Origin of the sequence: Paenibacillus camelliae, assembly GCF_023715345.1 — a bacterium.
GTDB classification, from domain to species: Bacteria; Bacillota; Bacilli; order Paenibacillales; family Paenibacillaceae; genus Pristimantibacillus; species Pristimantibacillus camelliae.
Genome location: NZ_JAMBNY010000001.1, coordinates 1,127,799 through 1,144,478, shown reverse-complemented (window position 1 = coordinate 1,144,478; position 16,680 = coordinate 1,127,799). Strand labels below are relative to the sequence as shown.

The following is a 16,680-nucleotide window of genomic DNA, read 5'->3' as shown; positions in this document are numbered from 1 at the left end:
ATACCCAATAAAGCTTACTTGATTTTTCCGCAATCTATAACTTGAAGGGTACTTCCACATCAGTTTGACAGGTTGTAGCTGGCAATTGTAAACGTTACCCTATTGAAGTATAGACATTAATTGGTACAGGGGGGCGATTCAATTTGTGAGCGTTAATAAAAAGAAAATAATTGTGGGCGCCTTATTGATTGTTGCTGTTTTGATGGCAATATTCATCGTGCGATCTCTTGGGAAAACGGAGCTTCCTACAGTTAACGACGGACAATCACTTGAGCATGAAGGAGCAGCCGTTTCTAATCCAATCATGTTGACTGACGCACCTGATCCGGATGTCGTGCGAGTAGAGGATACCTATTACATGGTAAGCACTAGCATGCATATGATGCCTGGCTCACCGATCATGAAGTCAACGGATCTTGTCCATTGGGAGATTATTGGCTATCCTTATGACCGTTTAGAGGAAAATGATGCACACAACCTAAGGAATGGTATGAATATATACGGGAAAGGCTCGTGGGCTAACAGTCTGAAGGTCTATAACGGTAAATTTTATGTGCTAACGGCATCGCTCGATTCCGGGAAGACGTACTTATTCTCTACTGAAGACCCAAGCGGTGATTGGGAACGTACTGAATTTAATGAGTATTTACATGACCCCGCCTTGTTTTTTGATGACGATGGCAAGGCTTATATTATTTATGGGGTCGAGGACTTTTCGATTAAGGAGCTCACTGCAGATTACAAGGCGATCAATCCTAACGGGCTTAATCAAGTGATATTAACATCAGGTCAACCAGGCATGGAAGGTGCACATGTCTATAAAATTAACGGTAAATATTATATTACCGCGATTTGGTGGGAGCAAGGACAGATTAGAAGGCAGTATATATACCGCTCTGACCAAATTAATGGTCCCTATGAAGGGAGATTGGCATTAAGCGATACGATGGGCTATAAGCAAAACGGTGTAGCCCAAGGTGGACTCGTTGATACACCAGATGGCAGTTGGTACGCTATGCTGTTTCAGGACCATGATGCAGTAGGTAGAGTGCCTGTTCTTGTTCCAGTGAAATGGGAGGATGATTGGCCAATCTATGGAGAGGATGGCATAGTGCCACTCACATTCACTGCACCGGGCAAGAGTGATATGTCGACAGCGTTAACGAGAAGCGATGAGTTTCTGCAGCTGTCAGCTGAAGAGAATGCAACGAGCGATCAATCGCTTGGACCAGCTTCGAATATATCATCTGGAATCGAGATAGCTGCAAACGGTTCATTTAACTCCAGTATTGCGGACTGGAGCGGCAAGGATCAAGCAAAAATCGAGGTAATCATTGATCCAGATTCGAGCGATAACAACATTGCATTGATTTCTAACCGCCGTGCGACCTACGCAGGCATCGAGCAGAACTTCACGAAGAGGATTGAACCTGGTGAGCGCTACACGGCAAGCTTCAAAGTTAAATATACGGATGGGCCTGACAATAAAGAGTTTATACTGACTGCAAGAAAAGTGAGTGCTGGCGAAACAAGCTATCAAAACCTAGTACGCGGCACAGTAAACAAAAATGAATGGACCGAGATCACAGGCAGTTTTACACTGGAGGATGTTCCTGCATTTGTATACTTGTTTATAGAGACACCATGGACTGAGGCACCGTCTCAAGAGCTGGATCTTATGGACTTTTATGTAGACGATGTTTCTATTACCTCTAACCCTGTTTCGACAGCTGAACTCGCGGAAAGCATGCCTAACGGCTCCAAGCTTGGCCTGCAATGGCAATGGAATCATAATCCTGATCATACACGCTGGTCACTAACTGAACGTCAAGGCTTTTTGCGGCTGACTACGGGCAATCCCGTAACCAATATTATGGAGGCTCGTAATACGTTGACGCAGCGCGCGGTTGGAGCATATAGCTCGGGCTGGATATCAGTAGATACGAGTCACATGCTCGATGGCGATTATGCTGGTCTAGCTGCCTTCCAGGAGGAATACGGCTTTATTGGCGTGACGCAGGAAGCGGGTAAGCAATATCTCGTTATGGTTGATAAAGGGGAAGAAATTGCAAGAGAGGCATTACAGCAGCAGCAGGTCTATCTAAAGGTTGACTTTGATTTTATGATCGATCAAGCTACCTTTTTCTATAGCTATAACGGCAGACAATGGACGGAATTTGGCAAAAAGCTAAAGATGAGCTACACGATTCCGCACTTTATGGGTTATCGCTTTGCCCTATTCAACTTTGCTACACAGCAGGCTGGTGGCTACGTTGATTTTGATTTCTTCAGATTTAGTTCAGAAGCAACGGGTGCGGAGACACCGTACCAGCTGTCAGCTTACTTAAAGGAAAGTAAGCTTGCGATCAGCAAGGATAAGGAAAGCGGCTATGAGCTCAAGCTGCTGCTTGATGATTGGCCAGCTGAGCTAGCTATCGAACGTATAGAAGCAGAGCTAATTGTCTCAGAATTGTTCGAGGTACAGGATGCGCAGCTGAATGAAGCTAACCTACCTCTTGCTGCCCTGACCTTAGAGCGGTCAGAGAAAGGAATCAAGCTTCAAATTGCTCATATAGGCTCAACAGAGCCGTTATACGTTAATCAAGATGGAAGCAAGCATGTTGCAACGATAAGCTTAAAACTTACAGAGGAGCTGAATGGAATGAAAAACGAGGAAATTAAAGTAGAGAGTGTAAAGCTAGTTGACGGAGAGGGTAAGAGCATCGAGGCAGATGTAAGCGGGGCGGTAACGAAAGCTGTCTATACACCGCCAGCTACTGCAATTGGTAAAGAACTAGGCAATCATAATCCACTAGTTACGTACAGATTTGGAGCAGATCCATATGCATTGGTGTATGAGGATCGTGTTTATCTTTATATGACGAATGATGTGCTGGAATACGATGAAAGTGGCAATGTGAAGGACAATACGTACAGCTCAATTAATAAGCTAGGTGTTATCTCTTCCGATGATTTAGTCAATTGGACGGATCATGGTGAGATTCATGTTGCAGGAGGCGAGGGTGCTGCCAAATGGGCAACGCAATCATGGGCGCCTGCCGCTGTGCATAAAGTAATCGATGGAGAAGATAAGTTCTTTTTATACTTCGCTAATAACGCTAGCAATATTGGTGTATTAACAAGTGATAGCCCGACTGGACCGTGGGTAGATCCGATCGGTAAACCGTTAATTACAAGACAAACACCAGGTGTTGCGGATGTAACGTGGCTTTTCGACCCAGCAGTATTTGTAGATGATGATGGCCAAGGCTATATTTACTTTGGCGGCGGTGTGCCGCAGGGCCAAGATGCGATGCCTAATACGGCAAGAGTGATGAAGCTTGGGGATGATATGATCAGCGTCGTTGGTGAAGCTGATGTTATTCCTGCTCCATATATGTTCGAAAACTCAGGCATTAACAAGGTAGGGAATAAATACTACTATACGTATTGCACGAACTTCTATAGCGGCACACGTGAGCCAGGAAGTCCGCCGGCTGGCGAGATTGCTCACATGGTTAGCGACTCACCGATGGGGCCTTGGACTTATGCCGGGACTATTTTGAAAAACCCTGTACATTTCTTCAACGTTGGGGGCAACAACCACCACGTAATCTTCGAGTTCCATGATCGCCATTATATTGCTTATCACGCTCAAACGCTGTCTAAGGCAATGGGAGTGGAGAAAGGCTATCGCTCGACGCATTTGAACGAGGTTGTGTTTAATGATGACAGCATTCAGACAATTACAGCAGATTATAAAGGCGTTCCACAAATCAAGCCGCTTAACCCTTACGTACGTGTAGAAGCTGAAACGATTGGCTGGAATGCAGGCATTAAGACAGCGGCTAATGATAGCGCAGCTAGCGGAAGAGCAGTAACGGACATTGATGATGGAGATTGGATTGGTATATCGAATGTAGACTTTGGTAGCGAGGGCGCTACATCCTTCAAAGCTTCCGTAGCAGCGGGCAGCATGTCTTCCATTATAGAGCTTCGTCTGGGAGATCCAGAAGGCAAGCTGATTGGTGAGCTTGCTGTACCAGCAAACGGAGAATCAGGATTCGTTGAGCTGACAACGGCAATCGAAAAGGTACAAGGCGAGCATCATCTATTCCTAGTCTTCAGAGGCGCAGCTGGCAGCAAGCTGATGGAGCTAGACTACTGGACATTCAATTAACGGTAATTATAGGACAACTAAACAAAAACCTCTCTACTTTCTCGGTAGAGAGGTTTTTGTGGTTTTAGGGTACAAAGCTCCCTGAGAATCCCCCACAAAGCTCCAGCGGAGTCCATATAATCATTAATGCGACCTCCTTCCGAAGGAAGGTACAAGCGTAGTGATTATGTGGCGGAGAGTGAGGTGCTTACGAAAATTTCCTGTAAAGCCCTCACAAAGCTCCAGCGAAGTCCATATATTCACTAAAAGCGACCCTCATTCCGTAGGAATGTTCGAGCGTTAGAGAATATATGGCGGAGCGTGAGAAACCCACAACAGAGCTTCAAGTAAAATCCTCACAAAGCTCCAAGCGAAGTCCATATAATCACTAAAAGCGCCCTCCTGCCGCAGGAAGGTTCGAGCGTTAGAGTATATGGCGGAGCCCTATCCCGTTGTTTGGATACGATGCAAATCTTTACTTGTTGGCTTTTTGGCGAAGGCTGCCAAACCGCATGAAATAAAGGAATCTATAATTAGTCAGGTAGTAAAACTACATAAAGTAAGGTTGTTGATGCAGTAATGTAAGCGCTACACTTTCTGTGTAAACAACAATCTTTTAGGGGGAAAACATGATGCGCATGAAAAAATCGATGCTATTAACAATCTGTTTAGTCTTTATGCTTGTGCTGGCTGCATGCAGTAGTAATTCTACAACAAACACGCCAGCAAACGGAGGGAATACCTCCACTAATGAGCCTGCTGTAACAGAAAGCGCTGATCCAGTAGAAGAGGAAGAAGAGGAAGTCGTTGAAGGCAATCCTAATGCAACACCAGAAATGGATTTTGATTTAGGCGGACGTACAATTAAAGTCGTTTCTTGGTGGGATATGACAATACCAGAGGACAATCCTGACAACATCCAACGCAAAGCTAACTTGGATGCTTTAATGGAGAAGCATAACTTTAACATAGAATACATCGCTATTGACTATGGCGAGTATCAAACAAAGGTTGTTGCTTCCTTGATGGCAGGCGAACCAATTGGGGATATCGTGCGACTAGGTAAAACGTACACGGTTCCAACGCTAGTTAAACAAGACCTATTATGGCCTCTTGATGACTATGTGAAAAACGATAACGCCTTTAACCAAAAAGTTACCAAAGAGCTGTATACGTATGAAGGCAAAGGATATGGTTTCACTGATGACAAAGCGAACCACACAACTGGCGTCTTTTATAATCGCACACTTATGAATCAGCTTGGCTTAAAGCCGCTGCAGGAATATGTGAACGAAGATAATTGGAACTGGGAATCGTTTATTCAAGTAGCTAAGGAAGCTAATAAGGATACAAATAATGATGGTAAATTAGATACTTGGGGGCTTGCAAATCGTGGCTTGCTTGAGCAAGCGCTTTACTCCAATAATGCAGCTCTTACTTTAGGCAACAGTCAAAACCTAGAAGATCCAAAAACATTAGAAGCATTAAACTTTGTTTCTAGACTAGCAACAGAACAAGTATCTAGACCTACAGAAGGCGGCGATTGGACAGAGCCAAGCCAGTTTTTCCGTCAAGGCAATACATTGATGTTTGTAGGTGCGATGTATGAGGTAAGCGGTATTAAAACGGATATGGCCGATTACGATATTGGCTTTGTTCCACTACCAAAAGGACCTAGTGCTACGGAATATCACTCTGGTGAAGCGTTGTTCCAGGCATTAACGATCCCTAAAACAGTAGAAAACCCAGAGCAGCTCATGTACATCTGGGAAAAAATCAATGACATTGAATCGATGTACGATTACCCATCACAAGCTTCCTTTGAAAGTAATTTCGATAATGAAGATGATATCAACAATGCAATACAAGCACAGGCTGGTTTGCTTGTACTAGATCATAACACTTTCCCGTCCTTGCCTTATTGGGATTTTGAAGCTGAGTTAACGTCCGGCACTTCGGTATCGACAGTAGTCGAGTCTTATAAAGCTCCATTCCAAGCAGCAATTGACGAGATTTACGGTCAATAATAGTTTACTTAGTCCCCCATTTAAATGATTTAACTGGGGGACTCTAATTGATGATGTAGCTCTTGCAAGGAGGGAAGAAAGTTGAAAAAAAGTATAAAGAACTACGTGATTATCTTCCTAGTTCTTGCCTTAATCATTACGTCCATCGCAGTGTTTGCTCCTTCCCGTTCTTCGAATACACAGCTGGCACTAGCTATGAGTGACTTTGTGGCAGTTACTGACGACAGTGATGAGAACGACTATGCGCATTACTTGCAGCGCTATGAAGCCGCTAATCGTCCTGAGCAAGCTATACGTATAGAAGGCGAGCAATACTCGAAAGTAGAAGGGACTGGCTTCGAAGTTGTCGATCAATATGAAGGCTTAGCAGGTAAGGCTGTAATAACTCCTGAGACAGGAGAAATTAGCTGGGATGTTAATCTTCCATCAGCAGGATTGTACAACATTCGTGTTCATTATTACCCGATCGAAGGAAAAAGCTCTGCCATTGAGCGAGAGTTTCTAATAAACGGAGAAATTCCTTTTAGAGGCGCGGATATTTTGCTGTTTAACCGTATTTGGGCCAATGCAAGCGATGAAGTGAGGCAGGATGATCGCGGCAATGATTTGCGCCCGAGACAAATTGAGAAGCCGTCCTGGCAGCTCAAGTCCTTTATTGATGGTGATGGATACTATGAGGATCCATATTCCTTTTATTTTGAAAAAGGACAGCAGACGATAACGTTGCGAGCTCTAAGAGAGCCAATGGCAATTGATTATATTGAATTGTATCAAGAGAAGGAGCTGCTAAGCTACGAGCAGCTAAAACAGCAATATGAAGCAGAACAAACTCCGGAGGCATCGAATCAGATCAAGATCATTCAAGCTGAACATGCAACATCGAAATCATCACCGACGCTTTATGCCTTAACGGATCGTTCGAGCCCATCCGTAGAGCCTTACCATGTATCTAAACTGCGCATCAACACAATTGGTGGATTGAACTGGAGACTTCCGGGTCAATGGATCGAGTGGGAGTTCGAGGTTGAAGAGGATGGTTTATATCAAATCGCACTTAAGCGCAAGCAGGATCAATTACGAGGCGTATACTCCACGCGCAGCCTAATGATTGATGGCGAATATCCATTTGAAGAAATGAAGCGTATTCGCTTCAACTACAACACAGAATGGCAGATGGATGTGCTTGGTGAGGATGAGCCATATCTATTTTACTTAACAAAGGGCAAGCATAATATTCGCTTAGCCGTATCTCTTGGTGATATTGCACCATTGCTGCGCACGATTGAATCTAGCGTTCTGCAGCTGAATGAAATGTACCGCAAAATATTGATGATTACGTCAAATACACCTGACCCGTATCGTGATTATCAGCTTGAAAAACGTATTCCTGACCTCATAGAGGTTTTATCCGAACAAGCAGAAACGGTTGATAGTGTAGCCAAATATCTTGAGGATATGACAGGAGAACGTAGTGATAAAGTAGCTGCACTTCACTCTCTAGTTGTTCAATTAAAAGATATGATAGAGTACCCAGAAACGATTGCTAAACGCTTAAGAACGTTTAAGCTCAACGTTGGTAGCTTAGGTACGTGGATTCTGCAAGTACAGGAACAGCCTTTAACGTTGGATTACCTCGTCGTTGCTTCACCTGATCAGGATCTTCCTAAAGCCGATGCAAATATGTTCCGTGAGCTGCAGCATGAGCTAGGCGCGTTAGTAGCCTCATACACAGAGGATTATGACAGCATCGGTAACATTACGGAGAATCAGCGCTCAATTACGGTGTGGATAACGACTGGTCGAGATCAGGCTCAAGTATTGAAAAATCTAATCGACGATTCATTTACCCCAGATACGGATATATCAGTACAACTCAGACTAGTACCAGGCAATATTCTACTGCCTGCAACTCTAGCGAATGAAGGACCAGATGTGGCATTGCAGGTTGGCGAGGATGTGCCTATAAACTATGCGATGAGAAATGCGGCTGCTGATCTGACGCAATTCCCAGATTATGAATCCGTTCTTTCACGCTTCCGTCAAAGTGGTGTCGTACCATATCAGTACAACGGAGGAATTTACGGGCTGCCAGAGCAGCAAACGTTCCCAATGCTGTTCTATCGCAAAGACATATTAGAAGAGCTAGAGCTGGAAGTGCCAAAAACATGGCAGGACATCTATAACATGATTTCCGTTCTGCAAAAGCACAATATGGAGTTTTGGCTGCCGCTGGAAACGCCTACGAATAACGTGAATCTAGTGCCGAATGCAACATTTGCCATGCTTCTCTATCAGAACGGTGGAGAGTTCTACCGGGATAATGATAAGAAAAGTGCACTCGATTCCGAAACATCGATGGAAATGTTTAAGCGCTGGACACAGTTTTATACAAACTATAAATTCCCGCTTATAGCTGATTTCCCTAACCGTTTTCGTACAGGAGAAATGCCAATCGGAATTGCCGATTATACAACGTACAATATGCTGACTGTAATGGCGCCTGAGATTAGAGGATTGTGGGACTTCACGATGGTTCCAGGCACAGAGCAAGCCGATGGTACGATTAACCATCAAGTGGCCAGCTCAACGACGGCAGTCATGATGCTAGAAAACGCAGAGGATAAAGAGGCTGCATGGGAATTTATGAAATGGTGGACATCGAAAGATATCCAAATTCAATATGGTCGTGAGATGGAAGGTCTGATGGGGGAAGCGGCTCGCTATCCAACAGCTAACATCGAGGCACTAGAGGAGCTGCCGTGGCCAGTAAAAGATTACAACAATCTGGAAAGTCAATGGCAGTGGGTGGAAGGGATTCCACAGGTGCCAGGTGGCTACTTTACTGGACGACACTTAGATAATGCGTTCAGAAAAGTTGTAAATGGCAACGAAAATCCTCGTGAAGCACTATCTGACTACATTCTATATATCAATGACGAAATAGAGATTAAACGGAAAGAGTTCAATTTACCTTATTAGTTGGAGGTGGAAGCCGATGCAAACGGAAACGTCGAAACAAACGGTACAGGGCTCCATCCGACCGGTGAAATCATCAAAAATGTCTCAAATACTAAGTGAGCTGAAAAAGAATAAGCACTATTACTTTTTGATGAGTCCGTACATGATCATATTTTTTACCTTTACCGTCATACCTGTTGTATTTTCTTTACTGCTTAGCTTTTTCTATTTCAACATGCTGGAGTTTCCGCGATTTGTTGGATGGCAAAATTATTCGCGATTATTTCTAAATGATGATGTGTTTATGATCGCGCTGAAAAATACCTTCCTATTCGCAGTCGTCACGGGTCCTCTCAGCTACATTGCCTGCTTTATCTTTGCGTGGATTATCAATGAGCTGTCTCCTAAGGTCAGGGCATTTATGACGCTTGTATTCTATGCCCCTTCGATTTCAGGAAATGTATTCTTCATCTGGCTTATCGTTTTCTCGGGAGATAGCTATGGCTATTTGAATGGCTTTTTAATGAAGGTGGGCTTTATTCTTGAGCCCATCCAGTGGCTCCAGGATGAAAAGTATATTTTGCCAATCGTAATGATTGTACAGCTTTGGTTGAGTCTTGGAACAAGCTTCCTTGCCTTTATTGCCGGACTACAGACGATTGATCGCTCGCTTATTGAAGCGGCAGCAGTTGATGGCATTCGCAACAGATGGCAGGAGCTATGGTTCATTACGCTTCCATCCATGAGACCACAGCTTATGTTCGGTGCGGTTATGCAGATCACAGCCTCGTTCGCAGTAGCGGATATATCGATAGCGCTGGCAGGTTTTCCGAGCGTTAACTATGCCGCACATACAATCGTAACTCACTTGATGGATTACGGTACGATTCGCTTCGAGATGGGCTATGCTTCCGCCATTGCAACGGTACTGTTCGGCATTATGATCGGAACAAATCTATTAACGCAGAAGCTGCTAAGAAAGGTGGGTGAGTAACGGTGGGATTAAAATTGATTGCTTCCTTGCGGGCGCCTAGAAAGCTGAATCGCTCGTTCACGGTCAGTTTCTTGCTGTTCGTGCTCCTTGCCTTGTTCGGATCGTTTATGGCATTACCACTGATTTATGCGATTAATAACGCATTTAAGCCGTTAGATGAATTGTTTATATTTCCACCACGTTTTTTCGTTAAAAATCCGACGTTCGACAATTTCTTTGATCTTGTAGCCATTATGGGGAATTCTTGGGTGCCGCTATCACGCTATATTACGAATACGCTGCTCATTACGCTTATCGGTACTGCAGGGCATATTATCTTCGCCTCTGCTGCAGCGTATCCGCTAGCGAAGTACAGATTTTTAGGCTCTAAGTCGCTATTTTCAATTGTCGTATTAGCGTTAATGTTCTCCGGTCACGTTACAGCAACACCAAACTATATGGTGATGTCATGGCTAGGTTGGATTAACACGCATGCTTCAATTATTGTCCCTGCGCTAGCATTTCCACTAGGACTGTTTCTAATGAAGCAGTTTATGGAGCAAATTCCGGATGCACTGCTTGAAGCAGCAAAAATTGACGGTGCCAATGAATACCGTATTTACTGGACTATTGTCATGCCGAACGTTAAGCCGGCTTGGTTAACGTTGTTAATTCTACAGTTTCCAGCGCTTTGGGGTACGGACGGAGGAAGCTTTATTTATAGCGAGAATCTGAAGACGCTCCATTATGCACTCGGGCAAATTGTGCAGGGCGGTATTGCTCGAGCCGGTGTCGGAGCAGCAGTTGCGCTAATATTGATGATTGTTCCAATTACGCTTTTTGTCATCTCACAAAGCTCTGTCATTCAAACAATGGCAACTTCTGGAATGAAAGAGTAGAGGGGGGCACAATCATGACATCGAATCGTAAACGTAAGCTCGTCATCATGCTTGTTCTAAGTGTGGCGCTGCTGCTTAGCCCAATCACTGGCACTGCAACTGTTCAAGCAGAGGGTGCTTCCAATTCTTATAACTATTCGTTTTGGGGAAACACTGTTGTTTCGCCAGATGCTTATGACGCAACGAAGCTGCTTACAGGCCATAATCTAGGAGTTGGCAGCTTAAAGGATCCAAGCGATCTGCATGTTACGGCGGACGGTCACATCTATGTGCTGGATTCAGGCAACAACCGTATTATCGTGCTTGATGATAAGTTTAAGCTGCTTCACATCATTGATAGCTTTGAACATGCAGGTCAGCAGGATACGTTTGCATCTCCGCAAGGTATCTTTGTTACAGAGCATAATCAGCTTTACATTGCAGATACAGGCAATAAGCGAGTTGTCCACCTTGACGAGCAGCGGCAGCTTGTACAGATCGTGGACTCTCCGCAATCTGAACTGCTGCAGGCCAACTTTGAGTTTAAGCCTGTACGTGTCGTTGTAGATAAGGCGAATCGTATATATGTGATGGCAACCGGTGTATTTGATGGTTTTATGGAGTTTAATGCTAACGGTGAATTTACAACGTTTATCGGAGCCAATCGTGTGAATGTCGATCCGCTCGAATATTTATGGAAAACGCTATCTACACGAGAACAACGGAGTCAAATGGTTCAGTTTACACCTACTGAATTCACTAATCTCGATATTAATGATGAAGGCTTTATTTATGCAACGAACGGTGATCAATGGGGCGATAACATCAAAAAGCTGAATGCTCAGGGCACCGATATTTTACGAAGAGAAGGCTACTTTAATCCAACGGGAGATATACGCTATAGAGTAACGGATGGGCCATCCCGTATGATCGATATCGATGTTACCGATAGCGAAATTTATTCCGTGCTAGATTCTAAGCGTGGGCGTATCTTCACCTACAACGGCGATGGACACTTAATGTATGTATTCGGGGGTCTCGGCAATCAGCTTGGAAAGTTTACAACCCCAGTTGCTATCGAGCGAGTTGGTGATCAGATGCTTGTGCTCGATAAAGCGCTGGGTGAAATTACAGTGTTCGAGACAACACCATATGGAAGAACGCTGAATGAAGCGGTTCGCAGCTACTATCGTGGTGATGAAGAAGCAGCCTTTCAACGCTATTTAGAAACGATTAATATGAATGCCAATCTTGAATTCGCATACTCAGGAATTGGAAAGGCGCTGCTGCGTCAGGGCAATTACGGAGAAGCGATGAAATACTTTAAGGAAAGCTACGATAACAAAGGATACTCTAAAGCCTTTTTACTGCACCGTAAAGAGATTCTGCGATCGTATTTCCCAACCATTATGACAATACTCGTTACTTTACTGCTTGCTATTTTTGTATGGAGAAAAGTTCGGAAGTGGAAGGGAGGAAAAAAGATTGTCACCATCGAGTAAAGAACTGATCAAATATCCTTTTTATCTTATTGTCCATCCCTTTAATGGCTATTGGGAGCTTAAATATGAGCGCAGTAACAAATGGAATGTAATCATCTCATTTGTCATATTGTTTCTGCTTGCGTTGACGAATATTTTACATTCACAATACGCTGGATTTCTCGTCAACATCTACAATCCAAAAGAGATGAACAGCTTAATGGAGTTTCTGTACGTCATTGTACCGGTGCTGTTCTGGTGTATCGCAAACTGGTCGCTGACGACGCTAATGGACGGTGAAGGGAAATTCGTTGAGATTTTTAATTCAACCTGTTTTGCTCTCATTCCATTAGTCGTAATTAATTTTCCGTGGATATGGTTAAGCAATGTGGTTGCGCTAGAAGAGACGACCTTCTATTATTTCTCAAGGAGCTTTGCAGTGATATGGTTTGTATTTTTACTTTTTGTCGGTAATATGACGGTGCATCAATATACACCACTAAAAACAATTTTTACGATGCTGCTAACTTTATTGGCCATCGGTTTTATGGCATTCCTTTGCCTGCTTTTTTTCAGTCTTGTACAGCAAATCATTTCTTTCATATCCGTCATCTATCAAGAAATGGTCATGAGAGGCTGAGGGAGCACAGGCTTTCGACGTACTTATCATGTACAAGAAGCGTCCCTAGCTACATATCATGAAAAGGTTGAGGAGGATAGAAATGAGATTAGCAAAGAAGTGGATAAGTTTCATCATAGTCGTTGTGCTTATTGCTGGTTGCACGAATGTCCAGCCATCAAACCAAGCTAATGTAGAACCAGATGTGGGGCAAATAAGCACTGATACAGTCAAATTAGAAGGTATGAAGCCTGTTCGCGCAGCATTTACAAGTACAGCTGTACCTAACATGAAAGGAATGCTGGAAAATGATCAGCTGCAATTGTTTGTGCATGAGGAGACGGGTGAAATAGCAATTGTTCAAAAAAAGAGCGGAGAAGTTTGGTACAGCAACCCATTAGAAAGAGATTCAGATCCGATAGCAGCGGGTGTGAATAAGGATATGCTGTCTGCTCAGCTAAAGCTTGATTTTTATAACTCCTTCGGTCAGATTAACACGATCAATTCATATACCGACAGCGCTGCTCACAAGCAATTGACGGTTGAGGAGAGCGACAATGGCATTCGAGTAACCTATCAATTCGGCACATCGAAGCGTTCGGCTGAAGACTTGCCCTTGAAGCTGAGCAAAGCTAGATTTGAAGAGCTAAAGGGTGAGATGGATAAAGCAGGGCAGCGAGCACTATTAATTGCTTATAAGGAGAATAAAGATACGGAAACTTATGAGCGAAACGATAGTGCCCTTCAAGGTCTACAGCTAGATCGTGCGCTGCAGGCGTTTGATGCAATTGGATATACAGAAGAAGATTTGATGCAGGACGCTCAGGAGCATAACTCAACGCAAGCGAAGCCAGAGCCGAGAATTTTCCAGGCAGTTATTGAATACTCGCTTGATGGAGAAAGCTTAATCGCAACTGTCCCTGTAGCGGATATACAATACCCAGAAGCCTATCCTGTCAATATGATCTCCATGCTTAGTTTTTTTGGAGCTGCTGATTCTGAAGAAGCTGGATCGATTTTTGTTCCGGATGGCTCAGGTGCGTTAATTCATTTCAATAATGGTAAAACAAAATATCCAGCTTATCAGCAGTCCGTCTATGGTCTTGATATGACGATGGAGATGACGGAGGATGCGAATCAGGAGCAGAAAATTAGGCTGCCTGTATTCGGTATGATTCGGAATAACGGCGCATTTGTAGCCATTATTGAAGAAGGGGCTTCCGCTGCAACGATTAACGCAGACGTGAGCGGTAGATTGAATAGCTACAACTATGTATACCCAAGCTTCTATGTTATTAACAAAGGTGATGTCACGCTTGACGCGAACGGACAACGTCGCTCCTTGCCGAAGTTTCAGGAGCAGCCGATGTCTACAGATTACACGGTACGTTATACGTTCCTTGGAAAAGACCAGGCTTCGTATTCTGACATGGCTCAATATTATCAGCAATATTTGCAGGAGCGAAGCGGCTTGCCGCAGCCTTCAAGCGAGACACAGTCAGCAAGCACATTTTATTTGGAGCTCATCGGCAGTATAACAAAGCTGAACCATTTCGCAGGTATCCCGTACGAGGCGCTTGAGCCGCTAACGACCTTTGAGCAAGCTAAGGATATGATTACACAGCTCGAGCAACGGAATATTACTGAGCTCGCTGTCAAATATGCCGGCTGGTTTAATGGCGGATTAGATCATAAAGTACCTTCTAAAGTATCCGTTGATAAAGGGATAGGCGGAAGTAAAGGATTAAACAGCTTTGTAGCATTCACGAAAGAAAAGAACATCGCTTTATTTCCTGAAGCTTCGCTGCTTATGGCCAATTCCAGCAAAGGCTTTAATGAAAGAGTAAGAGCATCACGTACGCTAAGAGAAATACCAGCAATGCTATATCCGGTTGATTTGGCACTTAACCGTCGAGATCGTGAGAAATCTCCTTCTTATATCGTGTCGCCTCGCTATGTGGAGGGCTACACTGAATCGTTGCTGAAGGGATTAACGAAATACGATACGGGAGGCATTGCTTTAAGAGACTTAGCAGATATGCTGAACAGCGACTTTTTGAAAAACAAACAAATTGATCGTGAGCAATCTGAGCAAATCTCCGTCCAAGCGCTGCAGATGATTCAGCAGCAAAACCTAGAAATGCTTGCAGATGGCGGTAATGCTTACGCTTTGCCATACGTTACGCATGTAACCAACGCGCCAATGTCGAGCAGTAAGTTTAAAATTGAGGATGAATCGATTCCATTCTATCAGATGGTTATTCGAGGATTTATCGATTACACGGGTTCGCCGTATAATTTATCTACCTATACAGATGAGCGAAAATACGTGCTGAAGACATTGGAATATGGTTCAAACACTTATTTCAAATGGATCTATGAGCCGAACTACTCTGTAAAGGATACCGATCAAAATGATCTGTTTGCTGTTAATTATGAGATATGGCTAGATCAGGCAGAAGCGATCTATAGCGAGGTTAATGACTTCTTGCAGCAAGTTAGCTCTAAACGAATCAGCAAGCATGAAAAATTAAGCGAAGAAGTGTATAAAACAACCTATGAAAATGGCATATATGTCATCGTCAATTATAGTGATACGAAGGTGACGGTTGATGGTGTAACTATCGATGCCGTGGGCTATGTAACAGGTGGTGAGCAATCATGAAAACTGGACTGAAGCTTGGCATAAAGCAACGTACGTATACGCAGCAAAAAGCGATGTGGGGATTTCTTTATGTCCTGCCTTGGCTGCTTGGTTTTATCTTTTTCTTTCTCATTCCTTTCATCTCATCGCTACGCTACAGCTTTAGTAAGATTACAGCGAATGCACAGGGAATGATCATTGAGTGGATAGGCTTCAATAACTATGTTGAAGCACTAACGATCAATACCAGCTTTAACCGTACATTGACCGAATCCATCATTAATATGGTTGTCAACGTACCGCTTATCGTTGTATTCAGTTTATTTTTGGCCGTACTGCTTAATCAAAAGTTTTTCGGCCGTTCGCTCGCTCGAGCAGTATTTTTCTTGCCCGTTATATTAGCCTCTGGTGTTATTCTATCACTTGAGAGCACGAGCTTAATCCAAGCTGTAAATGAACAGAATGCTGGCAGCTCAGGTGTTATCAATGCGTTCAGCAGCTTTGAGCTTCAGCGTCTCATGCTGGAAGCAGGCGTTAGCGAAACAATCGTGCTTTATTTAACGGGAGCGGTTGATCGCATCTATGAAATCGTAAGCTTATCCGGAGTGCAAATTCTTATATTTCTCGCAGGTATTCAGACGATTTCTCCGCAGCTGTATGAGGCATCGAAGATGGAAGGTGCAACAGGCTATGAAGCATTTTGGAAAATTACATTTCCAATGGTAAGTCCACTCATTCTAGTTAATGTGGTATATACAATCATCGATTCGTTTTCACGCAATGCACTGACGGATTTGATTCGTGAGACTGGATTTACTAAGTTTAATTTTGGCTTGAGCTCTGCAATGGCATGGATTTATTTCCTGTGCATCGCTATCATACTGATAATTAGTACATCCATTATCTCAAGAAAAGTATTCTATCACGAATAGAAGGAGGTG

9 protein-coding genes are annotated in these 16,680 nt (G+C 43.6%); all 9 read left to right on the top strand.

What is annotated here, in order from left to right:
- Positions 1-145 precede the first annotated feature (145 nt).
- The 9 genes from M3180_RS05160 (at position 146) to M3180_RS05120 (ending at position 16,671) form a co-directional block, all read left to right on the top strand.
- Positions 146-4,180 carry a family 43 glycosylhydrolase gene (locus M3180_RS05160; protein ID WP_251666206.1) on the top strand — a complete coding sequence of 1,345 codons (4,035 nt, stop codon included), beginning with the start codon at positions 146-148 and terminating at the stop codon, positions 4,178-4,180.
- 611 nt (positions 4,181-4,791) lie between these two features.
- A complete protein-coding gene (locus M3180_RS05155; protein WP_251666369.1) occupies positions 4,792-6,186 on the top strand; it encodes an ABC transporter substrate-binding protein in 1,395 nt (464 codons plus the stop codon).
- 195 nt (positions 6,187-6,381) lie between these two features.
- Positions 6,382-9,165 carry an extracellular solute-binding protein gene (locus M3180_RS05150; RefSeq protein ID WP_251666368.1) on the top strand — a complete coding sequence of 928 codons (2,784 nt, stop codon included), beginning with the start codon at positions 6,382-6,384 and terminating at the stop codon, positions 9,163-9,165.
- Between the two features lie 16 nt (positions 9,166-9,181).
- Positions 9,182-10,138 (top strand): carbohydrate ABC transporter permease, encoded by a 957-nt coding sequence (locus M3180_RS05145; protein WP_251666205.1) that lies wholly within the window; start codon positions 9,182-9,184, stop codon positions 10,136-10,138.
- A 2-nt stretch (positions 10,139-10,140) separates the two neighbouring features.
- Positions 10,141-11,016, top strand: coding sequence for a carbohydrate ABC transporter permease (locus M3180_RS05140; RefSeq protein ID WP_251666204.1), 876 nt, complete (start codon positions 10,141-10,143; stop codon positions 11,014-11,016).
- A gap of 14 nt (positions 11,017-11,030) precedes the next feature.
- On the top strand, positions 11,031-12,497 hold the full coding sequence (locus tag M3180_RS05135; protein WP_251666203.1) for a hypothetical protein: 1,467 nt from the start codon (positions 11,031-11,033) through the stop codon (positions 12,495-12,497).
- Positions 12,481-13,116 (top strand): YIP1 family protein, encoded by a 636-nt coding sequence (locus tag M3180_RS05130; protein WP_251666202.1) that lies wholly within the window; start codon positions 12,481-12,483, stop codon positions 13,114-13,116. Before M3180_RS05135 ends, M3180_RS05130 begins: the two co-directional genes overlap by 17 nt.
- Positions 13,117-13,198: 82 nt before the next feature.
- The gene (locus M3180_RS05125; protein ID WP_251666201.1) at positions 13,199-15,760 is read left to right on the top strand and encodes a DUF5696 domain-containing protein; all 2,562 of its coding nucleotides are present in this window, start codon (positions 13,199-13,201) and stop codon (positions 15,758-15,760) included.
- The gene (locus M3180_RS05120) at positions 15,757-16,671 is read left to right on the top strand and encodes a carbohydrate ABC transporter permease (RefSeq protein ID WP_251666200.1); all 915 of its coding nucleotides are present in this window, start codon (positions 15,757-15,759) and stop codon (positions 16,669-16,671) included. Before M3180_RS05125 ends, M3180_RS05120 begins: the two co-directional genes overlap by 4 nt.
- Positions 16,672-16,680 lie beyond the last annotated feature (9 nt).